The organism is Rugamonas brunnea (assembly GCF_014042345.1).
Classification (GTDB): Bacteria; Pseudomonadota; Gammaproteobacteria; order Burkholderiales; family Burkholderiaceae_D; genus Rugamonas; species Rugamonas brunnea.
On the sequence record NZ_JACEZT010000001.1, the window covers coordinates 12,563 to 35,391 of the forward strand.

Consider the following 22,829-nt stretch of genomic DNA (forward strand, 5'->3'; position numbering starts at 1 on the left):
CAGGCCCTGGGCTACTTCACCCGCTGCTTTTCCAGCTTGCGCGCCAGCGTGCGCCGGTGCATGCCGAGGCGGCGGGCCGTTTCCGAAATATTGAAGTCGGCTTCGGCCAGCACGGCGTGGATGCGCTCCCACTCCAGCGTCTTGATCGAGGTGGAACGGGCCGTCACTTCGATCTCGGCGCTGCCGGCCACGTGGCCGAAGGCGGCTTCGATGTCGTCCGTGTTGGACGGCTTGGCCAGGTATTGGCAGGCGCCCAGCTTGATCGCTTCCACCGCCGTGTTGATGCTGGCGAAACCGGTCAGCACCACGATCAGCATGTCCTCGTCGTGCTGGTGCAGCATCTGCACGCAGGCCAGGCCCGAGGAATTGCCCTTCAGTTTGAGATCGACCACGGCATAGCCGGGATTGTGCTGTTCCAGCAGCGCCGCCGCTTCTTCCTGGTTGGCCGCCAGCAGCACCGTGTAATCGCGGCGCTCGAACGAGCGGCTCAGGGTGCGCGCGAATGCCGCGTCGTCTTCGATGATCAGTAACAGTCGTTCATTCGGCATCTGCCGACTCCTCTTCCAACACCAGCGCGGCCAGCGGCAGCCGCATTTGCACCGACGCGCCACCTTGCGGCCGGTTGCGCGCTTCGACCGTGCCGCCCAGCGTGCGGGCCACGTTCACGGACAGGAACAGGCCCAGCCCGCCACCGGGCCGGCCCTTGCTCGAATTGTAGGGCTTGCCGAACTGGGCCAGGATCTCGGGCGCGAAACCGGGGCCGCTGTCGGACACGGACATGACCAGCATGTCGTCCTCGCGCGTGGCGACAAAACTCAGCCACTCGGGCGACGCTTCGAGCGCGTTGTCGAGCACATTGCAGATCATCTGCTTGAGGGCCGAGTCGAACACCACCGGCAAGTCCTCGCCGATGCGGTTGTAATAGTCGAACGCGGCCACCGGGCGGCTGGCCCGCCATTCGGCCGTCAGTTGATCGAGGAAGGTGTGGATGGTGGTGCGCACCGACGATTCGCCGCGCGCTTCGCCGGCCGACAGCAAAATGCCGCTGACGATGGATTTGCAGCGCTGGAGCTGGGCCTGCATTTCCGTGATGTCCTCCAGCAGGTCGGGGTTCTTGCTGACGGCCGGCATGCGGCGCCAGTCGCCCAGGATCACGGACAGGGTGGCCAGCGGCGTCCCCAGTTCATGGGCGGCGCCCGAGGCGAGCAGGCCCATGCGCACGATGTGCTCCTCCTCGGCGGCGCGCTGGCGCAGCGCGGCCAGCTTGGCGTCGCCGGCGCGCAGGTTGTTGGTGATGCGGCGGATGAAGAACACCAGCAGCGCCGCGTCCAGCGCGAAGCACAGCAGCAGCCCTTGCACGTAGAGGCTGAAGATGCCGCGGCTGTGGTCGAGCTGCAGCGGCAGCGGCTTGGCGAACAGGGCCAGCCCGGCCAGGCACACGCTGGTGGCCAGCACGATGATCCAGGTGGCCCAGCCGCGCAGCAGCACGGCGCTCAGGATCACTTGCAGCAGGTAGAGGAAGGCGAACGGGTTGTTGGTGCCGCCGCTCAGGTAGAGCTGGGCCGTGAGGCTGATCACGTCCACCAGCAGCGACAGGAACAGTTCGCTGTTCGTCACTTCCTGCTGTTCGCTCCAGCGCAGATGGCTGGCCACGTTGAAGCCGACCAGGCAGGCCACCACTTCCAGCATGTAGGGCAGCGGCAGTTGCACGCCGAAGACGATGGCGGCAATGACGATCGTCGTCACCTGTCCCGCCACGGCGATCCAGCGCAGCTGGATCAGCAACAGCATGTTCTTGTGTCCGGGCGCGCGGCCACCGCTCACGGCGGCGTTCCAGCGCTCGGTCAAGCCAGTGTCCCTGGCCGGACCGTCATTGTGTTTCTCCATCACGGCGTTTCCATTTGTCTCGCGTCAGCAACAGGCAGGCGCCAGCCGCCATCAGGGCGAGCGCGAACCAGGTGAGAGCATAAACCAAATGGTTGTTGCGGAAGGAAACCACGGTCAGCCCGCCCACGGGATGCTCGCCATCGGGCGACGCGGCTCCCGGCCCGGCCTCGGCATCGACGAAGTACGGCGCCACGCGGCGCAGGCGGTGCGAGAAGCCGATGGCGTCCACATCGCGCGAGTACCAGCGGCTGGTGGCGGCGTCATTGTAACGCACCACGCTGCCACGCGGCTCGGTCAGCCGCAGCAGGCCGGTGACGGTGGCTTCATCGGGGCCGCCGGCCGCGTGCGGCAGGCAGGTGTTGGGCTGGGCGCGCAAGGGCGCGACGGGGGTGTAGTCGCCGGGACGCGCGGGTACGAAGCCGCGGTTGACCAGCAGGATGCTGCCATCAGGACGGCACAAGGGGGTGAGCAGCCAGAAACCGGTGCCCTGTTCGGTGGAAGCTTGTACGCGGGTGGAGTAGTTGGGCAGCCAGTTGCCGGCCGCCGTGATGCGCAAGTATTCGTCCGCCGTGGCCGACAGGTGCGGCCACAGGGACGGACCGGGCGCGGGAACCGGCGCGGCATGCACGCGCTGGTTGACCCGTTCGATGAGGTCCAGTTTCCATTGCAGGCGCCACAACTGCCAGCAGCCCAGCGCCAGGAAACCGGCCAGCATCAGCGCGGCGCCGGCCAGCCATGCGAGGCGCATGGCGGGCCGGCGCCGCCGTCCGGCCGATTCCATCATGGCATGTCGCGCATTTTCTGCACGACCGTGCCCACGTCCTGGGCCATGCCAGGCATCATGTTGTGGTTCAGGTGGTACATGACCCAGATCGAACCGCTCAGCATGACCACCAGCAGCATGGTCGTGAACAGCAGCGCCAGCATGTTCCAGCCGCCTTCCGATTTCGCGTTCATGTGCAGGAAGTAGACCATGTGGACCACGATCTGCACCGCGCCGATGGCCAGGATGACGAAGGCCGTGGTGCTCGACTTGTCGAACACCTTGTGCATCACCATCCAGAACGGGATGGCCGTCAGGATCACGGACAGGATGAAACCGATCGCGTAGGTCTTCAGGCTGCCGTGGCTGGCGTGGTCGTCATGGCCGTGGTGGCCGTGGCCGTGGTCGTCGTGGCCGTGGCCGTGGTGATTGTGGTCGCTCATGGCAGCACTCCCATCAGGTAGACAAAGGTAAACACGCCGATCCAGACCACGTCCAGGAAGTGCCAGAACATCGACAGGCACATCAGGCGGCGGCCGTTCTCAGGCGTCAGGCCGTGCTTGACGACCTGGAACATCAGCGTGACCAGCCATACGATACCAAAGGTCACGTGCAGGCCGTGGGTGCCGACCAGCGCGAAGAACGAGGTCAGGAAACCGCTGCGCTGCGGACCGGCGCCTTCGGCGATCAGGTGCGCGAACTCTTGCAGTTCCAGGGTCAGGAAGCAGGCACCGAGCACGCCGGTGATGGCCAGCCACACCAGGGTGGCGCCCTTCTGCTTCTTGGCCATGGTCAGCATGGCGAAGCCGTAGGTGATCGACGACAGCAGCAGGAACGCCGTGTTCAGCGCCACCACCGGCAGTTCGAAGATCTCGGCGCCCGACGGGCCGCCCGCGTAGTTGCGGCCCAGGACAGCGTAGGCGGCGAACAGGCAGGCGAAGATCAGGCAGTCGCTCATCAGGTACATCCAGAAACCGAGCAGCGTGCCGTTTTCCGGGTGGTGCTCGAGCACGTAGTAACGCGCGCTCGGGTCGGCGCTCATGGCGCCGGCAGGGATATTAGCGTTCATCTCAGGCAGCACTTTCCAGCAGACGGGTGCGATCGTTCTCAACGCGGGTCACATAGTCCGCCTTGATGTAGTAATCGCGGTTGTAATTGAACGTGTGGGTGATGATGGCAGCCATCATCGCGACGAAGCCCACGCCGGCCAGCAGCCACATGTTCCAGATCAGGGCGAAGCCTACCACGGCGCTCAGGGCGGCGATGATGAAGCCGGCGCCGGTGTTCTTCGGCATGTGGATGTCGACGAAGCCCTTCAGCGGACGCTGGTAGCCGTTCTTCTTCATGTCGGCCCAGGTGTCGTTGTCGTGCACCATCGGCGTGAACGCGAAGTTGTAGTCCGGTGGTGGCGACGAGGTCGACCACTCCAGCGTACGGCCGCCCCATGGGTCGCCCGTCACGTCGCGCAGCGCGGCGCGGTTCTTGAAGCTCACGTAGAACTGCATCAGCATCGAGCCGATACCGCCGGCGATCATCACGGCGCCAATGGCGGCCAGGATGAACCAGATGCGCAGCGAAGGATCTTCGAAGTGGCTCATGCGGCGGGTCACGCCCATCAGGCCCAGCACGTACAGCGGCATGAAGGCCAGGTAGAAGCCGATGCTCCACAGCCAGAACGACCACTTGCCCCAGTAGCTGTCGAGCTTGAAGCCAAACGCTTTCGGGAACCAGTAGTTGATGCCGGCGAACAGGCCGAACACCACGCCGCCGATGATGACGTTGTGGAAGTGGGCGATCAGGAACAGCGAGTTATGCAGCACGAAGTCGGCCGGCGGCACGGCCAGCAGCACGCCGGTCATGCCACCGATGACGAAGGTGACCATGAACGACACGGTCCACATCATCGGCAGTTCGTAGCGGATACGGCCGCGGTACATGGTGAACAGCCAGTTGAAGATCTTGGCGCCGGTCGGGATCGAGATGATCATCGTGGTGATGCCGAAGAACGAGTTGACGCTGGCGCCCGAACCCATGGTGAAGAAGTGGTGCAGCCACACCAGGTAGGACAGCACGGTGATCACGACGGTCGCGTAGACCATCGAGGTGTAGCCGAACAGGCGCTTGCTGCAGAAGGTGGACACCACTTCCGAGAAGATGCCGAACACGGGCAGCACCAGGATGTAGACCTCGGGGTGGCCCCAGATCCAGATCAGGTTCACGTACATCATGGCGTTGCCGCCCAGGTCGTTGGTGAAGAAGTTGGTGCCGAACATGCGGTCCAGCGACAGCATGGCCAGCACGGCGGTCAGCACGGGGAAGGCAGCGACGATCAGCACGTTGGTGCACAGCGCGGTCCAGGTGAACACGGGCATCTTCATCATGGTCATGCCAGGGGCGCGCATCTTGATGATGGTGACGATCAGGTTCACGCCCGACAACAAGGTGCCGACACCGGCGATCTGCAGCGACCAGATGTAGTAGTCCACGCCCACGTCGGGGCTGGCCAGGATGCCCGACAGGGGCGGGTAAGCGAGCCAGCCGGTACGGGCGAATTCACCGACGAACAGCGACACCATGGTCAGGCCGCCGCCGAACACCGCCATCCAGAACGAGAAGTTGTTCAGGAACGGGAAGGCCACGTCGCGCGCGCCGATCTGCAGCGGCACCACGTAGTTCATCAGGCCCGTCACCAGAGGCATGGCGACGAAGAAGATCATGATCACGCCGTGGGCGGTGAAGATCTGGTCGTAGTGGTGCGGTGGCAGGAAGCCGTTGGCATCGCCGAACGACAGCGCCTGCTGGGCGCGCATCATCAGTGCGTCGGCGAAGCCGCGCAGCAGCATCACGAGGCCGAAGATCATGTACATGATGCCGATCTTCTTGTGGTCGATGCTGGTCACCCAGTCGCGCCACAGGGGGCCCCACAGGCGGAATTTGGTGATCAGGCCGAGGACGAGCGCGCCGCCCAGCGCCACCATGGCGAAGGTGCCGAGCAGGATGGGCTCGTGGAACGGAATTGCATCCCAGCTCAGCCGGCCGAGTAGGAGCTTGGTCAGGTCAGTATGGTCTTGCATTGTTGGTCTTCTGCGAATTTTGAGGGGTAACGCAAATCTCTGCGCCGTTCAGGGCCACGCGGCCATCCTTTTCAGGGGCGGCGTTCTTTTGCGCGTCGGCGGCCATCTGGGCGGCGATGCAGGTGCTGCCATCGGCCACGCAACGGTTCACGACCTTGCTGAACAGTTCAGCATCGACGGCGCCATAGTGACGCACCGGCTCGCGCTCGCTCGGCTCGGCCAGTTGCTGGTAGCCGGCACGGGTCAGTTCGCCACCGGCGGACTTGGCCGACTTGATCCAGTCGCCGAACTCGGCCTGGCTCACGCCGCGGTACTTGAAGCGCATGTGCGAGAAACCGGCGCCGCTGTAGTTGGCCGAGAAGCCTTCCCACTCGCCGGGCTTGTTGATCACGGCGTTGAGCGTGGTCTGCATGCCGGGCATGGCGTAGATCTGGCCGGCCAGCGCGGGGATGTAGAACGCGTTCATCACGGTCGAGGCGGTGATTTGGAAACGCACCGGCACGTCGACCGGGGTCACCAGCTCGTTCACGGTGGCGATGCCCTGCTCCGGATAGATGAACAACCATTTCCAGTCCAGCGCCACCACCTGCACCACCAGCGGCTTGACTTCAGCGGCCACGGGGCGGTTGGCGTCGATGCGGCTCAGCGGACGGAACGGGTCGAGCAAGTGGGTGCTGATCCAGGTCAGCAGGCCCAGCACGATGATGATCAGCAGGGGCGCGCCCCAGATCACCAGTTCCAGCTTGGTGGAGTGGTCCCAGTCCGGGTCATACTTGGCCTGGGTGTTGCTCTGGCGATAACGCCAAGCGAAGAGGAGGGTCAGTGCGATTACCGGAACGATAATCAGCAGCATCAACAGCGTAGCGACAACGACAAGGTGTCCCTGCTGAGCAGCAATGTCACCGGAAGGATTCAGCACCACCGTATTACAGCCAGCCAGGGCCAGCAGGGGGAGCAGCATCAGTCCGCGACGAACGGTCGGAGATATCATGCGGTTTTATGCGTTACACAAAGTGGAGAACATGCTACTGTAACGGTAACGGCTCGCTCTGGCGATTGGACACTTTGCCCCACCCCCACGGGCGTGACCGTCTATCAAAACGACATAGAGACGACAACCATGGCAAATACGACTACCTTCGGCGGCAATGGCCGCGTCGACTATCCACCGCGTCATACCGACAGCGGCGCCCGCAACATCAATTCGCGCGACGGGCATATCGCCCCCGGCGAGATCGCCATCGGCGTCGTGATCGGCAGGGCCTCTGAATATTTCGACTTTTTCGTCTACGCCATCGCATCCGTGCTGGTGTTCCCCTCCATCTTCTTCCCGTTTGACGGTCGTCTCGAAGGCACGCTGTACGCCTTCACCATCTTCGCCTTCGCCTTCATCGCCCGCCCGTTCGGCACGCTGGCGTTCATGTACATACAACAACGGTTCAACCGTGAGACCAAGTTAACATTAGCGCTCGTGCTGCTGGGCGCCTCCACGGCCGGCATTGCCTTCCTGCCCACCTATGCCACACTGGGGCCGCTGTCCATCGTGCTGCTGTCGGTGGCGCGCGTGGGCCAGGGCGTGGCGCTGGGCGGCTCGTGGGACGGCCTGCCCTCGCTGCTGGCGCTGAACGCGCCGTCCAACAAGCGCGGCTGGTACGCCATGCTGGGCCAGCTCGGCGCGCCGGTCGGCTTCATCCTGGCCGCCGGCTTGTTCTCCTTCCTGCTGTCCACGCTCGACAATACGGACTTCCTCGACTGGGGCTGGCGCTATCCGTTCTACGTGGCGTTCGCCATCAACGTGGTGGCCCTGTTCGCCCGGCTGCGCCTGGTGTCGACCACCGAATACTCGCGCCTGCTCGATGAACGCGAGCTGGAGCCGACCAACGTGATCGAGATGTCGCACAGCCAGGGCCGCAACATCCTGATCGGCGCACTGGCCGCGCTGGCCAGCTATGCCCTGTTCCACCTGGTGACGGTGTTCCCACTGTCGTGGATCAACCTGTATTCGAGCCGCTCGATCGCCGAGTTCCTGCATCTGCAAATGGGCGGCGCGGCGCTGGCCGCCGTCGGCATCGTGATCTCGGGCCTGATCGCCGACCGCTTCGGCCGCCGCAGCACGCTGGGCGCCCTGGCCGTGATGATCGGCGTGTTCAGCGGCTTCGTGCCGATGCTGATGGATGGCGGCGCGCTGGGCCAGAACGTGTTCATCCTGACCGGCTTCTGCCTGCTGGGCCTGTCCTACGGCCAGGCCGCCGGCGCCGTGACGGCCAACTTCGAAGCCAAATACCGCTACACGGGCGCGGCCCTGACCTCGGACCTGGCCTGGCTGGTGGGCGCCGCCTTCGCGCCGCTGGTCGCGCTGGGCCTGTCGGCCCACTTCGGCCTGGCCTATGTCAGCCTGTACCTGCTGTCGGGCGCCGTCGGTTCGCTGGCCGCGCTGAGCCTGAACCGGGCGCTGGAAATCCGCGACTGACCGGCATACAGACCGCAACACGGGGAGGGTCGCCTGGCGGGCACCCTCCCCGTTTTTCGTCGGGCGCCGTTCCGACGCCACAGCACAACACAGCACCAAGCTGCAACGTTGTTTATGCGCAACAGCTTATCCTATATCAATTTCTTGCCGCATAAGCAATTACGGGCGTACCGCCCTCCTCCAGCATTCATGTAATTAAACAATCCGGAGGGCCACCTCACCCACTTTTTGATTGCAAGTCAGTGGCTCGTGCACCACCGATTCGCGCGGGAAATCAGATACACTGTCAGGTTTCGCCGAATCGCCACCAACAGGCAACACCCCCGCCGGTGCCCCAAGATGACCAAACCCTTGCCCTCGCCTGAGCAGCCGATGTTCTTTGTGCGCCCGTCGCAACTGGAACAGATGCGCGACCCGCTGCAAGCGAGCTGGAACCGCGAACTGGCGGCCAGGGAGGCGCCGCCCGCGTCGGACTTCAACCTGGCGGAACTGATCGACTTCAGCAAGATGAACGAGGTGTTCGCCAGCTACCTGGAAGTGATCGGCTTGCCGGTGGCGATCATCGACTTCAACGGCGTGGTGCTGGCCTCGTCGCACTGGCAGCGGCTGTGCACGGAATACCACCGCGGCAACGAAGGCACGCTGAGCCGCTGCCTCGAGAGCGACACCAGCCTGTCACGGCAAATGCAGGAAGGCACCAATTACGCCATCTACCGCTGCAGCAACGGCTTAACGGACTGCGCCTCGCCCATCGTCGTCGACGGCCAGCACATCGCCAACCTGTTCATCGGCCAGTTCTTCCTGCAGCCGCCCGATCAGGCTTACTTTGAAGCCCAGCGCGCCAAATTCGGCTTCGAGCGTGAAGGCTATTTCCGGGCGCTGGCCGAAGTGCCCATCGTGGCCGAGGAGCGGGTGCCGGCCATCCTGAAGATGCTGGTCGGCTTCGCCAACCTGCTGGCCAAGCAAAGCCTGGCCGAACACCGCGCGCGCACCGCCTACCTGGACGTCGAACAGCAGGTGATCGAACGCACCCAGGCCCTGGCCCGCAGCGAGCAGCGCATGCGCTCCATCATCGAACTGTCGCCCATCCCGAAGGCGCTGTGGACCACCGATGGCCACACCTCCTATGTCAACGCGGCCTTCGTCCGCAGTTTCGGCTACACGCTGGCCGACGTCGCGACGGCGGACGCGTTCTGGGAGCGCGTGCTGCCCGAGCCGCAGGCACGGGCGGCCGCCGTGGCGACCTGGCGCCAGCGCCTGCACGAATCGGTCGCCAAAGGTTTGCCATTCCAGCCGACGGAACTGACGCTGACCTGCCAGGACGGCGACGTGCGCACCGTGATCGCGGAAACCGTGACCATCGGCGGCGACGGCGATGGCGCGCCCGTGGACAGCCGGCTGACCGTGTTCTACGACATCACGCAACTGAAACGGACCGAATCGGCGCTGCGCGAAGCCAAGGAACGCGTGGAGGCGGCCGCCTCGGCCGGCATTGTCGGCATCTGGGACTGGGACGTGGTCAACAACCGGCTGGTGTGGGACCAGGTGATGTACAAGCTGTACGGCCTGCGCGAAGGCGATTTCGGCGGCGCCTTCGAAGCGTGGGCCGCCTCCATCCATCCCGATGACCGCGCCTACGCCGAGCGGGAAATCCAGGCCGCGCTGCGCGGCGAGCATGAATATGCGATCGAATTCCGGGTGCGGTGGCCGGACGGCTCCATCCATTACCTGAAGGCCGTGTCGCAGACCACGTTCGGCGCGGACGGCAAGCCGCTGCGCATGATGGGCGTGAACTACGACACGACGGCGCAAAAAGAGATCCAGCTACAACTGGACAAACTGGCCTATTACGACCTGCTCACGGGCCTGCCCAACCGGCGCCTGCTGGAAGACCGGCTGCAGCAGGCGATCGCGCTGGCGCAGCGCAAACGGCGCAAGGTGGGCATGCTGTTCATCGACCTGGACCGCTTCAAACCGGTCAACGACCGGCACGGCCACGAGGCCGGCGACTGGCTGCTCAAGGAAGTGGCCAAGCGCGCCAAGGCTTGCCTGCGCGCGTCGGACACGCCGTCGCGGCTGGGCGGCGACGAATTCGTCGTGCTGCTGCCCGACGTGCTGAACGTGGACGACGCCATCAGCGTGGCCGAGAAGATCCGCGCCAGCCTGGAACTGCCGTTCAGGATGGAGAACGGCCAGCTGCTCGATATCTCGTCGAGCATCGGCGTGGCGCTCTACCCTGACCACGCGGACGACGCCCGCAAGCTGCTCATGTGCGGCGACCAGGCCATGTACAAGGCCAAGCAAGGCGGCCGCAACGCCGTCGTGGCCTGCGCCTGATCTTACCCCGCCTGGGTGGTAATCCGCCCAGTGTTTGCGCTCAGGCATCGGCCCGGGCCACCCGCCGTTGCGTGCCGTACCACTGGAAGTTGTTGCGCCCGCGCTCCTTGGCGCGGTACATGGCCACGTCCGCGTTCTTCATCATCGTCATCAGGTCGACGCCATCGTGCGGATAGCAGCTGATGCCAATGCTGATGGTGACGCTGATCTCGTGCCGGTCGAAATGGAAGTTGGGCGCCATGGCCGCCATGATGGCGCGCGCCGTCTGGTTGACAAAATCCGTGTCCGTCTTCTCCGTCACCAGCACCACGAATTCATCGCCGCCCAAGCGCGCCACCAAGTCCGTCTCGTGCACGCTGGCCGTCAGGCGCGCGGCCACTTCCTGCAACAGCTTGTCGCCGGCATCGTGCCCCAGTTCGTCGTTGATGATCTTGAAGCGGTCCACGTCGATGAACATGAGGGCGAAGGTGCCGCCGTCAGCCGCGTTGCGCGCCAACTGGTCGTCGAGCGCCTCCATGAACATGGCCCGGTTGGGCAGGGCCGTCAGTTCGTCGTAGAAGGCGCGCCGCTGCAACTCCTGCTGGTTGCGCTTGCGCAGTTCGATGTTGTTCAGGGCCGTCAGCACGCATTCCTGGCCGTCGTAGCTGATGCACTGGCAGGACATCGAGGCCCAGAACGGAATCCCGTGCGCGTCCTGCATGCGCACCTCCCAGTCCGACACGCTGCGATGCTGGCGCAGATGGGCGAACAGCGCCTCGCGGTCCTCGTTGCGCAGATAAAAGTCGGCCGGGCGCGAGATCGCCAGCGAGGCTGCCTCCAGCTTGAATTGTTTGAGCGCGTGCTCGTTGGCGAACAGGATGGTGTTGTCGCTGCTGCGCACGATCACGATGGGCAGGGGCGCGAACTGCAGCAGCCGGCGCAACTGCTGCTCGCCCTGGCGCAGCGCGCGCTCGACCTGCTCGCTCTGGCGCACCATGCGGCGCGAGAACAGGATGGCAGCGCCCAGCAGCAAGGCTGCGCCCATGAACAGGACCGCCAGCAAGATCACTTTCGTGGTGCGCGCCGCCCGGCCCAGGGTGGCGGAAAAGTCATCCTCCAACGGCCGCAGGCGTTCATTGATGGCATTCAGTTCGCGCAACTGCGCCAGCACCAGCCCATTGTCCACCTGCCCCGCCTGCGCCGAGGCCCGCACCCGCGCGGCCAGCGCCATCAGCTGGTCGATCATGGCGTCGGCCCGGGTCCAGATGTCAATGGCCTGGTCGATGTCGGGAATATGGCGGAAGTGGCGGAACAGGCCGATCATGCCATCGATGTCGTCGGGATGGTTGCGGCCCCGGAGGAAACCGTCCCGGGCGCGCGCCAGGTCCGGCGCGGCCTTTTCCAGCTCCAGCCGCGCCTGGCGGTCGCCGAGGATCACGTCCAGTGCGGCGCGGTAAGTATCGAAATCGGACTCCTCGTGGTAGCGCGTGTAGCGCCCCAGCGCGAACACGGCGTCCTTCTGGGCCTTGGACCACAAACCTTCGCCCCCCACGTAGGCGCGCCCGGCTGACAGCAAACCGATCCCGTAATAGGTGAACAACAGGACCAGCACGATGATGGCCGAGAACAGCCAGGCGATCAGGATCAGCCGCCGGCTCTGGACGCCGGTGGCCTGCGCTGGTTCAATGTGCAGCGGTTCCGCCATGTGGTCACTTTGTCTGTTACGCAGCGTGCGGGCCATGCGCGCCTGGGGCTGCCCAGCCCACATGCTACTCCGATCACGTCCGGCGCGCTGTGAACAAAAAGTACCCGTGAATTAACGACTAGCAATTTGAGCATACCAGTTGACCATCGGGCGAATATACACACATTCTCACTGTTTCCCGTTTGCAACACGCACCTGCTGGCGCCATGCCGCCAGCACGGCGACCACGGCGTCGGGCCGTTCCACGTGCAGGAAATGGCCGGTGTCGCTGAAGATCACGCGCCGCACACCCGCCTCGCGGGCGATGCTGTCCTGGTTCAACTGCCAGGCCACGCGCATGGCGCTGCTTTCCAGTCCGGGCGGAAAATCGCGCATCACGCTGCTGCTGAGCACCACGGTCGGCACGCGCGGCAGCGGACCGGCCTGGCGCGCCTGCGCCAGCATGGCGTCGAAACCCGCATTCTCCGCGCGCAGCGCCGTGTACTGGCGCGGCCGCTGGCTGAAATCGACGGCGCAGTCCCGTACGTCGGCCGGCAGGCGCGCCGCCACCAGCGAGGCCGGCTGGCCCAGCGCCTGCGGCAGGCCCAGCGGCGCCAGCGTATCGGCCACGGCCAGCAGGCGCCCCAGTCCGGCGCGAAAGTCCCGGTAAGCCTGCGGCGGAAACTGGGCCGCGTAATCGCGCCCCACGGCGTCCACGAAGGCCAGGCCAGCCACCTCGCGCGGGTGGCTGCGCGCGTACAGGCCGACCAGCAAGCCCCCCATCGAATGGCCGGCCAGCAGATAGGGGCCGTCGACATGCGCAGCCGCCAGCGCCTGGCGCAACTGTTCCACCATGGCGCGGCCGTCGCGCGTGGCCGCGCCGTCGCCGGACCAGCCATAACCGGCCCGGTCGTAGCTGCACACCCTGCCCTGCGTGGCCAGCCGAGCCTGCACCAGCGACCAGTCCTGCGACCACCCGCCCATGCCCGCTTCCAGCACCATGGTCGGACCGCCCGCGCCCATGCAATGCACATGCAGCCGCAGCACACCGGCCGCGACCAGTTGCCCCGGCGCCGGCCAGCGGGCCGCACGCGCCGCGTCCACCTGGCGCTGCACCAGCCTGGCGGCCCCGGCAGCGACGACCAGCAGGCCCAGCGCCACCAGCGCCGTGCGCAGCAACGGCGGCGCGCCGCCCGGCGCCGGTCCCTGCGGGCCGGGCTGGCCCGCGCCGGCCAGGCGGCGGCCGGTGATGGCCTTACTTTCAGCAAGATAGATCGCGTGATCGGGCAGCATGGATGCTCCTTTGGCAATGTTCGAATACGCACAATATAGCAGAGTTCGAACATTGTGGCACGGATGGAGTCCGCCCGTGAAAAAACTTGCCCTACAGGCATTTTTGGGCAAAACTGGCTGCGCTTCATTTTCCACCTATTGAAAAGGACGCCCATGCGCAACCCACCCGCACGCCCCCAGACGCTCGCCAGCCTGATCCTGATTGGCCTGTTCAGCCTGGGTTTGCACGCCCCCGTCCACGCCCACGCGGCGGACACCAAGCCGGATGCCAAGCCGGAAGCGAAAGCCGACGCCAAAAGCGACATCGAGCTGCCGCCGCTGTCTGAAGACAAGAAAGTCCACCAATCCATCACCCTGAACGGCAAGGTGCTCAACTACGACGCCACCGTGGGCGCCATCAAGGTGCGCGACGCCAAGGGCAAGGTCACGGCCGAAGTGGTCTACACCGCCTACGTGGTGCCGGGCGCGGACGCCAAGCGGCCCGTCACCTTCGCCTTCAACGGCGGGCCGGGCGCCGCCTCCGTGTACCTGAACCTGGGCGCCATCGGCCCCAAACGCGTGCAGTTCGGCGACGCCGGCAACGTGCCGTCCGACTCGTCCGAGCTGAAGGACAACGCCGCCACCTGGCTCGACATGAGCGACCTGGTGTTCATCGACCCGGTCGGCACCGGCTTCAGCCGCTCGCTGGAGGACGCCGACAAGACCAAGGCCGATTTCTACGCCACCGAACCGGACATCAAATACCTGTCGCGCGTGGTGTACGACTGGCTGGTCAAGAACGGCCGCCTGCGCTCACCCAAGTTCGTGATGGGAGAATCGTACGGCGGCTACCGCGCGCCGCGCATCGCCTACCACCTGCAGACGCAGTTGGGTGTGGGCGTGAAGGGCCTGATCATGGTGTCGCCGTATCTCGACCCGGCCGCCATCGGCGACGACACGGCCCTGTCGCCGCTGCCGTGGATGATCAACCTGCCGTCGATGGCCGCCGTGCAGCTGGAAACCCAGCGCCGCCTGACGCCGGGCGCCATGCAGGAAGTGGAATCGTATGTGCGCCAGCAGTACGCGCTGGACCTGTTCGCGGGCCGCTCCGATCCGGCCGCCATCGCGCGGCTGGTGACTAAGGTGTCGGGCCTGACGGGGGTGGATGCGCAAGTGGTGGGCCGGCTCGACGGCCGCCTCGACATCGGCACCTTCCTGCGCGAAGTGCACCGCGCCGACAAGAAGATCGGCTCCATCTACGACGCCAACGTGACGGCCTGGGACCCGTTCCCGGAATCGGCCGACCGCAAGTCGGGCGACCCTATCCTGGACGCGCTGATCGCGCCCACGACCAGCGCCATGGTGGACTTCATCACGCGCGAAGTGGGCTGGAAGACGGAGGCGCGCTACAACGCGCTGTCGTATGACGTGAACAACGCCTGGGACCGGGCGGCCACCAAGCAGGACAAACCCGTGAGCGACCTGCGCAAGGCCATCGCCAACGATCCCAACATGGGCGTGCTGATCGTGCACGGGTATAACGACCTGGCCTGCCCCTACTTCGCCTCGCGCCTGATCATCGACCAGATGCCGAAGATGGGCAGCTCGCCGGTGCGGCTGTCGGTCTACCCGGGCGGCCACATGTTCTACAGCCGCGACGCCTCGGCCCAGGCGTTCAAGCGCGACGCGCGCGCGCTGTACGGCCTGTAACGGCGCCGTTCAGCGCAGTTCAGCGCAGTTGGCGGGCCGCTTCGGCGGCCGGCACGTGATCGAGGTCGGGCCGGCGCCACGGGTCCACATGGGTCATCAGATTGAGCACACGGTGGCGTTGCAGCACACGCTGGCGCGCCACCACGGCGATGTCGTGGCCCTGCTCCACGGTCAGCATGGCGTCCACCTCCAGGTGGGCGTCGACCACGATCAGGTCGCCCATCTTGCGGGTGCGCACGTCATGCACGCCGCTCACGCCGGGCGTGTCGAGCAGGGTGCGGCGGATCGCCTCCACTTCCAGTTCATCGGCGGCGCGGTCCATCAGGTCGTGCAGTGCGTCCCAGCCGAATTCCCAGCCCATCTTCGAAATCAGGAAGCCGACGATCAGCGCGGCGATCGGGTCCAGGATCGGATAGCCCATCAAATTGCCCGCGATACCGATGCCGACCACCAGCGACGACGCGGCATCCGAGCGCGCATGCCAGGCGTTGGCCACCAGCATGCTGGATTTGACGCGCGTGGCCACGGCCAGCATGTAGCGGAACAGCGTCTCCTTGGCCACCAGCGCCACGGCCGCCACCCACAGCGCGGCCACGTGCACCTGCGGGATCGCCTCCGGCTTTTGCAGCTTGGCGATGGCCGACCACAGCATGCCCACGCCCACGGCCAGCAGCAGCAGACCGAGCGCCAGCGAAGCGGCCGTCTCAAAACGCTGGTGGCCGTAGGGGTGATCCTCGTCCGCATCCTTCTTGCTGTGGTGGCTGGCGAACAGCACCACGAAGTCGGCCACCAGGTCCGACAGCGAGTGGATACCGTCGGCGATCAAACCCTGGGAGCGGGAGAACAGGCCCACGCCGACCTGGGTGCAGCTCAACACCAAATTGATGGCGACACTGACCCAGGTGCTGCGGCTGGCGGCCGCCGCGCGCTCCTGCACGCTGTGCAGGGATTCTTCCTGGTCGTCTTCAAGCTGGTCAAATTTCATGGGCAATGGGCTTTCTTGTTGTTCGGGCTACAGTGACACAGCCGCCATTTTACGACGGGATGGCCCGCCGCGTGGCGGCCGCCGTCATTCCTGCAGCAGCACCGAGGCGCCGCGTGCCAGCGCGCCCGCCACGGCCAGCGCATCCCAGTTGGTCAACCGGATGCAGCCGTGCGACTGGGTCTTGCCGATGTTGCCCGGCTCCGGCGTGCCGTGGATGCCGTAATGCTTCTTGCTCAGCTCTATCCAGACCACGCCGACCGGGTTATTGGGACCGGCGGCGATCATGGCCTTGGCGTCGTTCTGGCGGGCGTCCCAGAACAGCTTGGGGTCGTATCGGTAGACGGGATTGCGCACCACGGCCGTCACCTTCCACTGGCCGTACGGCAGCGGATCGTGCGCGCTGCCGGTGCTGGCCGGGAACTGGGCGAACGGCGTGCCGCTGGCGTCGAGCAGCGTGAGCGTCCCGTCGGCCCGCCCCACCATCAGGGCCGTGGCCTTGGGCAGCGGCGCGCCCGCCAGCACGTTGGGCACCACCACCTGCTCGCCGGCGCGGTTCATGCGCTTGCCGGGATTGAGCCGCTTGAGCAGGGCCGGACTGCAGTGGAAGCGTTCACCGAGCGCTTCCAGCACGTTCGCATAGCCCAGCGCGGGCAACTTGGCCTTGTCGGCCATGCTGGCCGGCGCCACAGCATACGGCCCGGCCACATCCTCCGCTGTGATGGTGTAGCTGCCCAGCACAGGCGCCTGGTCCTGCGCCAGCAGCGCCCAGGTGGCCGCGTCGATCGCGCCCGTCACCTTCAGCTGGTGCAGCTTCTGGTAACCACCGATGGCGAGGCGCAGGTTGCGGCTGTAGCTGCCGTCGATCTCGCCGGACGAGAAGTGGGCGCGATCCAGCAGCACCTGGGCGCGCAGCACGTTGGCGCCGCGCGTGCGGGGACCGACGGTGGCGGTGGCGGGCAACTGGTTGATGGCGACGGGATCGGGCGCGGCGGCCGCCTTGGCCGGCGCGGCCGGGGCAAGGCCCAGCAACACGAGCCAGGCCGCCAATGACAACAAAAAACGAGGTGTTCTCAAGCGGAGTTCTTCTTGGTGGCCAGGCGCGCAGCGGCGCCCGCATATTCTGATGACGCAAGATTATGACACCGGATCTCCGGCCGGTGCCAGCGCGCGCGGCAATCGTGCGCCCCCTGCTCAGTTTCAGCCCACCTTCAGTTAACTTTCAGTCTACATCGCGGCCATGCTCAGGGCTTCAGGCCAGCCTGCTTGTCACGGAAGAATGACCACGCCTCCTCCGCGATCTCCACGTCGCCATTCTGCGGCCCCAGCATCATGCGGTACATCCATTTCAGACGTTTGACCTTGCTCGGCTCCGTGTGGCCGCCCTTGTCCACGCGGATCAGCGCCACCTGCAGCTTGCGCGGATCGGCGCCCCATGTGATGCGGGTGGCGCGCGTCACGTCGGCCACGTCGCGGTGCGGGAATTCCAACGTCTCCCCGGCCGCAGGCAACCTGGCCAGCTGGCGCCATCCGGCCGCCGCCTCCTCCACCGGCACCACCGAGCCACGCTGGCGCAGCATGGCAAAGCGGATGTCGCCGCCCGCGTAGGGCACGATGGGATCGGCGGTGCCGGCCACGATCAGCGCCGACACGGGCATCGTCGGCGCGGCGCAGCTGCTCTTGGCCGCCATCGACGCGCCCACCGTGGCAAACGCCGCCAACCGCGCCGGACTCTCGGTGGCCAGGCGGAACGCCATGATGCCGCCATTGGACATGCCCATCACGTACACCCGGGCCGGATCGGCATGGTGCTCGGCCACGGCCTTGTCGATCAGCGCATTGATAAAGCCCACATCATCAACATGGGGATTCGAGACGGCGTCGGAACGGCAGTCGTTCCAGCCGGTCTTGCCGTCGCTGCCCAACAAGCCATCCGGCGCCAGCACCAGCAACTGCTCACGGTCCGCGATGTGCAGCCACATGGACAGCGGCGAGGCGATGCGCTCGCGCCCCAGCACCTGGGCCGCCGAACCGACATGCCCGTGCAACAGGATGACGAGCGGATGGCGGCCCGGCGCGGGCTGGTCCGGCGTGGCCAGCAGGTAGTGGCGCGCCCCGTCGGGCCGCGCCATGTCGTAGGAAGTGATCTGGGCGGCGCCAGCCAGGTGGGCCACGCCAGCCAGCAGCAAGCCGGTGGCGGCTCGGAACAGAATGGATTTCACGGGGGTACGCGCCTTTCCTTGGTCCATATGCTCCGGCGATACTGCCACAGAACGCCGGGGCCGGCAATCCGGCGCCCCCTGCCCGGCGGCCAAGCGGAGGCCCGGGCCAACACACCAATCGGCGGCCAAACGCAACACCTGATCGGCGCCCACTTGATCCGGCGATGGTTGCGGCGCCCGGTCGCGCAACTGCGCGCTGCTATAATCGGCCGATGGGAATGACACGTACGACTCGCCTTTTCGCTGCCTGGATCGCCTGCCTGGCCATCCTGTTCGCCGCGTTCGCGCCGTCGATTTCCCACGCGCGCGCCGCCGCGCGCGGCGCGGCCTGGATGGAGATCTGCAGCACGGCCGGCGCCAAACTGGTGGACATGGATGCGGGCCAGGGCCCGGACATGCAGCAACCGGCCACCGGCGCCGGTGTCGACACCTCCCACCTCGATCACTGCCCGTTCTGCTTCACCCATGGCGGCGCGCCACTGGCCCTGCCCGGCGCCCAACTGACGCTGCCCACCTTCACCGCCCAGGATTCCCATCCCTTCCTGTTCTACCACGCGCCACGCCCGCTGCCCATCTGGACGGCGGCGCACCCGCGCGCGCCACCTTCCGCGACCTGCTGATCCCCACGAACGCTGGCTGAGCGCGCGCATCGCGCCGCCGGCCGCCCGTGCGCGCCCGCCCTGCGTGCCCGCCCCGTGCCCGCGCCGTGCCCGACCTGGCACCGGCGGCGGCAAGCGATCCGGCCCGCGTCCCCGCGTTCCAGACCAAGAACAAAAACGGACCAAGTCCAAGGAAGGTTTCATGAAGTCGCACCACACCCCCATCGCCGCGGCCCTGCTCGCGGCCTTCGCCTGCGCCCCCGCCCTGGCGGACGACGCCATTTTCGACAGCGGCCTGCAGGAAGTCGTGATCAAAGGCGAAAAGCGCGCCACCGTGGCGCCCGTCGTCACCACCGAATCGATCACGGCCAGGCAGATCGAGGCCAGCATCAACGCCGTCACCACGGCCGAAGTACTCAATTACCTGCCCAGCATGCACGTGCGCGAGCGCTACGCGGGCGACCGCAACGGCATCCTCGTCATGCGCGTCAACAGTTCGATTTCCAGCGCCCAGACCACGGTGTACGCCGACGACCTGCTGCTGTCGAACTTCCTCAACAACAGCTTCAGCACGGCGCCGCGCTGGGGCATGGTGGCGCCGGTCGAAATCGAGCGCGTGGACGTGCTGTACGGCCCGTTCTCCGCGCTCTACCCCGGCAACTCGGCCGGCGGCGTGGTGATGATGACCACCCACATGCCGGAACGCTTCGAAGCCCACGCCGGGATAGACCTGATCAGCCAGGACTTCAAGCTGTACGGCACCAGCCAGCACTACAACGGCAGCCACGCCAGCGCCGCCATCGGCAACCAGGCCGGCCCCTGGTCGTACTGGATCACAGCCGACCACCTGGACAACCACGGCCAGCCGCAAACCTTCGGCGCGGCCGCCAAGGCCAGTCCCAAGGCCGGCACGGCCTACACCGCCGTCAGCGGCGAACTGCGCGACACCGACACCAGCGGCAACGCGCGCATCATCACGAGCGCCATCGGCGCCGACCACACGGTGCAGGATACGGACAAGATCAAGCTGGCCTACGACTTCAGCCCCACCGTGCGGGCCATGTACACGCTGGGCGTCTGGCAGAACAAGTCCACCACCGACGTCGCCGCCTACCTGCGCGACAGTGCCGGCAATCCCGTCTACAACACGGCCGCCAGCGGCGCGGGCAAGTACGTCAAGTTCAACGGCGACAGCAACTACTACACGCTGGCCGGCACCTCCCCCGGCTACAGCGAAAGCCGCCACCTGATGCACGGCCTGTCGCTCAAGACCGACACCGGCGGCACGTGGGACTGGGAAGCCATCGCCAGCCTCTACACGCAGGACATGGACCGCAGCCGCAGCGCCGCCAACACGGCCAGCCTGAACGACTCGGGCACAGGCGCGCAGCGCCCCGCCGGCACGCTGACGGTGGCCGACGGCACCGGCTGGCGCAACCTCGACCTGCGCGGCACCTGGCGCGCCGACGGCACGGCCGCCAGCGCCCACATCCTGAGCTTCGGCTATCACACGGACCGCTACACGCTCAAGTCAGTCACCTCGGCCGTGCCCTCGGATTGGCGCTACGGCGACGGGGCGGCCACGCCGTCCAGCAATTCCTACGGCAAGACGGAGACGCAAGCCCTGTACCTGCAGGACGCATGGCGCATGGCCCCGGCCTGGCGCCTGGTGGCGGGCGCGCGCGCCGAACACTGGCGCGCCTTCGATGGCAGCAACTACAACGCGGCCAACGTGCCGGCCTACCAGCAGCTGAACTACGCGGCCCGCAGCAGCACCGACATTTCGCCCAAGCTCGGCCTGTCCTGGCTGGCCAGCGCCGACTGGACGCTGCGCGCCGCGCTGGGCAAGGCCGTGCGCTACCCGACCGTGGCCGAGATTTTCCAGGTCATCAGCCTGCCCAACAACGTCAAACAGAACGACCCCAACCTCAAGCCTGAGCGCGTGGTGTCGGGCGAACTGGTGGCCGAGCGCCACTTCCAGCGCGCCAGCCTGCGCTCGTCGCTGTTCTGGGAAGCCAAGCGCGATGCGCTGATTTCGCAGTCCGACGTCACCGTCACGCCCAATATTTCCAGCATCCAGAACGTGGACAAGGTGCGCACCTACGGCGTCGAGGAAGCGTTCGACGCGCGCGACTGGCTGGTGCGCGGCCTGGACGTGAACGGCAGCGCCACCTGGACCCATTCCACCATCACGGCCGACAGCCGCAACCCCGGCCTGGTGGGCACCGACCAGCCGCGCATCCCCGACTGGCGCGCCACGCTGGTGGCCACCTACCATGCCACCGAACGCATGGCGCTCAGCCTGAGCTACCGCTTCAGCGGCCGCCAGCACAATGCGCTTTACAATACGGCCACCCACCAGTACAACGACGTCAACCCCGACGTGTACGGCGCCGTAAGCCATTACAGCGTGTTCGACGCCAAGCTTCTCTACAACGTGAACGAACGCTGGTCGGCGGCGCTGGGCATCAACAACATTGGCAACTTCAAGTACTACGTGAATCCGAACCCGTACCCGCAGCGCACCGTGTTCGCCAGCCTGAAATATGACCTTTGAGCGGAGCCCTGCGATGCGACCACTATCTTTCAATACCGATGCCATGCAACAGACCGTGCATCCCCTCCCCGCGCGTGGCTGGACCGTGCTGGCGGCGCTGGCGCTGGGCGCGCTGGGCGCCAGCGCCAGCGTCGGCGCCAACGCGCAGGCCATGCCGGGCCACATGATGAAACCGGCCAGATCGGCCGAACTGGGCACGGCCGCCGCGATCGACGCGCGCGGCACCATCTGGACCGTCAGCAAGGAGGTCGATGGCACGGCCCAGTATCTGGTGCTGAGCAAGTCCGACGACGACGGCGCCCACTGGTCGGCGCCCACGCGCATCCTGAGCGAGCCCGAAGCCATCGCGGCCGATGGCGAGAGCCGTCCCAAGCTGCTGTTCGGCCCCAAGGGCGAGTTCTACGTCAGCTACAGCAAGCCGCTGGCCAAGCCCTACACAGGCGACGTGCGCTTCATCCGCTCGCTCGACGGCGGCCACACCTTCTCGGCCCCCGTCACCGTGCATGCCGACCGCGCCATCATCACCCACCGCTTCGACGCCCTCACCATCGACCCGCAAGGCCGCATCTACGTGGCCTGGATCGACAAGCGCGACCTCGAACAGGCCCGCGCACGCCAGCAGGACTATCGCGGCGCGGCCGTCTACTACGCCGTTTCCGATGACCGCGGCGCCAGCTTCCATGGCGACTACAAGGTGGCCGACCATAGCTGCGAATGCTGCCGGATCGCCCTCGCCACCGGCCCGGACGGCAAGGTCATGGCCCTGTGGCGCCACGTGTTCGCCCCCAACGTGCGCGACCACGCGCTGGGCGAGCTGACGCCATCGGGCGCCGTGGCCACACCCGCCCGCGCCACCTTCGACGACTGGCACGTGGACGCCTGCCCGCACCAGGGCCCGGCCCTGGCCTACGCGGCCGACGGCACGCGCCACCAGGCCTGGTTCACCGTCAAGGGCGAGGATGGCGGCGTCTATTACGCCAGCGCGGCGCCGGGCCAGCCGCTGGGCGCCCCGGTCAAACTCGGCTCCGACCAGGCCGACCATACGGCCATCGCCATCGATGGCCGCACCATCGTGCTGGTGTGGCGCCAGTTCGACGGCAAGGCCACGGTCATCATGGGCCGCGTCTCGCGTGACGCCGGCCAGAGCTGGCGCGAAGCGGTACTGGCCAGCACGGCGCAAGCCTCGGACCACCCGCAACTGCTGCACGGCCGCAACGGCATCGTGCTCGTCTGGCGCACGGCGGCCGAAGGCGTGCGCGTGGTGCCTGTCAAACTGGAGGAAAAACAATGAAG

The 22,829-nt window shown here is 66.4% G+C and carries 18 protein-coding genes; 6 read left to right on the top strand and 12 right to left on the bottom strand.

From position 1 onward, the window contains the following. Positions 1-11: 11 nt before the first annotated feature. The 7 genes from H3H37_RS00075 to cyoA are packed head-to-tail and all read right to left on the bottom strand — an operon-like array spanning position 12 to position 6,715. A complete protein-coding gene (locus H3H37_RS00075) occupies positions 12-548 on the bottom strand; it encodes a response regulator transcription factor (RefSeq protein WP_182158875.1) in 537 nt (178 codons plus the stop codon). Further along, complete coding sequence (locus tag H3H37_RS00080) at positions 538-1,887, bottom strand: ATP-binding protein (protein ID WP_182158877.1); 1,350 nt, start codon at positions 1,885-1,887, stop codon at positions 538-540. The genes H3H37_RS00075 and H3H37_RS00080 overlap by 11 nt, the downstream gene beginning before the upstream one ends. Then, a complete protein-coding gene (locus H3H37_RS00085; protein ID WP_182158879.1) occupies positions 1,871-2,671 on the bottom strand; it encodes an SURF1 family protein in 801 nt (266 codons plus the stop codon). Before H3H37_RS00085 ends, H3H37_RS00080 begins: the two co-directional genes overlap by 17 nt. Next, positions 2,668-3,093, bottom strand: a complete 426-nt coding sequence (gene cyoD / locus H3H37_RS00090; protein ID WP_182158881.1) for a cytochrome o ubiquinol oxidase subunit IV — start codon at positions 3,091-3,093, stop codon at positions 2,668-2,670. Before cyoD ends, H3H37_RS00085 begins: the two co-directional genes overlap by 4 nt. After that, positions 3,090-3,719 (bottom strand): cytochrome o ubiquinol oxidase subunit III, encoded by a 630-nt coding sequence (gene cyoC, locus H3H37_RS00095; protein ID WP_229218579.1) that lies wholly within the window; start codon positions 3,717-3,719, stop codon positions 3,090-3,092. The genes cyoD and cyoC overlap by 4 nt, the downstream gene beginning before the upstream one ends. A gap of 1 nt (position 3,720) precedes the next feature. Further along, a complete protein-coding gene (gene cyoB, locus H3H37_RS00100) occupies positions 3,721-5,724 on the bottom strand; it encodes a cytochrome o ubiquinol oxidase subunit I (RefSeq protein WP_182158883.1) in 2,004 nt (667 codons plus the stop codon). Further along, a complete protein-coding gene (gene cyoA, locus H3H37_RS00105; protein ID WP_182158885.1) occupies positions 5,708-6,715 on the bottom strand; it encodes a ubiquinol oxidase subunit II in 1,008 nt (335 codons plus the stop codon). Before cyoA ends, cyoB begins: the two co-directional genes overlap by 17 nt. 129 nt (positions 6,716-6,844) lie before the next feature. Between cyoA and H3H37_RS00110 the strand changes: the two genes are divergently transcribed. Continuing rightward, complete coding sequence (locus tag H3H37_RS00110; RefSeq protein ID WP_182158887.1) at positions 6,845-8,194, top strand: MFS transporter; 1,350 nt, start codon at positions 6,845-6,847, stop codon at positions 8,192-8,194. A gap of 339 nt (positions 8,195-8,533) precedes the next feature. Continuing rightward, positions 8,534-10,531, top strand: coding sequence for a diguanylate cyclase (locus H3H37_RS00115; protein WP_182158895.1), 1,998 nt, complete (start codon positions 8,534-8,536; stop codon positions 10,529-10,531). 40 nt (positions 10,532-10,571) lie between these two features. On the opposite strand, the gene H3H37_RS00120 is transcribed toward H3H37_RS00115, so the two are convergent. Further along, the gene (locus tag H3H37_RS00120; RefSeq protein WP_182158897.1) at positions 10,572-12,215 is read right to left on the bottom strand and encodes a sensor domain-containing diguanylate cyclase; all 1,644 of its coding nucleotides are present in this window, start codon (positions 12,213-12,215) and stop codon (positions 10,572-10,574) included. A 168-nt stretch (positions 12,216-12,383) separates the two neighbouring features. After that, entirely contained in the window at positions 12,384-13,487 is a 1,104-nt protein-coding gene (locus H3H37_RS00125) for an alpha/beta fold hydrolase (RefSeq protein WP_182158899.1), read from the bottom strand. Positions 13,488-13,640: 153 nt separating this feature from the next. Here H3H37_RS00125 and H3H37_RS00130 point away from each other — a divergent pair, with 153 nt between their 5' ends. Continuing rightward, positions 13,641-15,176 (top strand): S10 family peptidase, encoded by a 1,536-nt coding sequence (locus tag H3H37_RS00130; RefSeq protein ID WP_182158901.1) that lies wholly within the window; start codon positions 13,641-13,643, stop codon positions 15,174-15,176. A gap of 19 nt (positions 15,177-15,195) precedes the next feature. Here the strand turns inward: H3H37_RS00130 and H3H37_RS00135 are convergent, their stop codons facing one another. The 3 genes from H3H37_RS00135 to H3H37_RS00145 all read right to left on the bottom strand — a co-directional run bounded on the left by H3H37_RS00135 (position 15,196) and on the right by H3H37_RS00145 (position 18,380). Continuing rightward, entirely contained in the window at positions 15,196-16,161 is a 966-nt protein-coding gene (locus H3H37_RS00135; RefSeq protein ID WP_182158902.1) for a cation diffusion facilitator family transporter, read from the bottom strand. A gap of 84 nt (positions 16,162-16,245) precedes the next feature. Continuing rightward, positions 16,246-17,235, bottom strand: coding sequence for a L,D-transpeptidase family protein (locus H3H37_RS00140; protein ID WP_311197369.1), 990 nt, complete (start codon positions 17,233-17,235; stop codon positions 16,246-16,248). A 167-nt stretch (positions 17,236-17,402) separates the two neighbouring features. After that, positions 17,403-18,380, bottom strand: coding sequence for a CE1 family esterase (locus H3H37_RS00145; RefSeq protein ID WP_311197370.1), 978 nt, complete (start codon positions 18,378-18,380; stop codon positions 17,403-17,405). A gap of 218 nt (positions 18,381-18,598) precedes the next feature. On the opposite strand from H3H37_RS00145, the gene H3H37_RS00150 reads away from it, so the two are divergent. The 3 genes from H3H37_RS00150 to H3H37_RS00160 all read left to right on the top strand — a co-directional run bounded on the left by H3H37_RS00150 (position 18,599) and on the right by H3H37_RS00160 (position 22,827). Beyond that, positions 18,599-19,000: a DUF2946 domain-containing protein gene (locus H3H37_RS00150; RefSeq protein ID WP_182158906.1), complete on the top strand. Its 402-nt coding sequence runs from the start codon at positions 18,599-18,601 to the stop codon at positions 18,998-19,000. A 181-nt stretch (positions 19,001-19,181) separates the two neighbouring features. After that, the gene (locus H3H37_RS00155; RefSeq protein ID WP_182158908.1) at positions 19,182-21,536 is read left to right on the top strand and encodes a TonB-dependent receptor; all 2,355 of its coding nucleotides are present in this window, start codon (positions 19,182-19,184) and stop codon (positions 21,534-21,536) included. Positions 21,537-21,549: 13 nt separating this feature from the next. Continuing rightward, positions 21,550-22,827, top strand: a complete 1,278-nt coding sequence (locus H3H37_RS00160) for a sialidase family protein (RefSeq protein ID WP_229218580.1) — start codon at positions 21,550-21,552, stop codon at positions 22,825-22,827. Positions 22,828-22,829 lie beyond the last annotated feature (2 nt).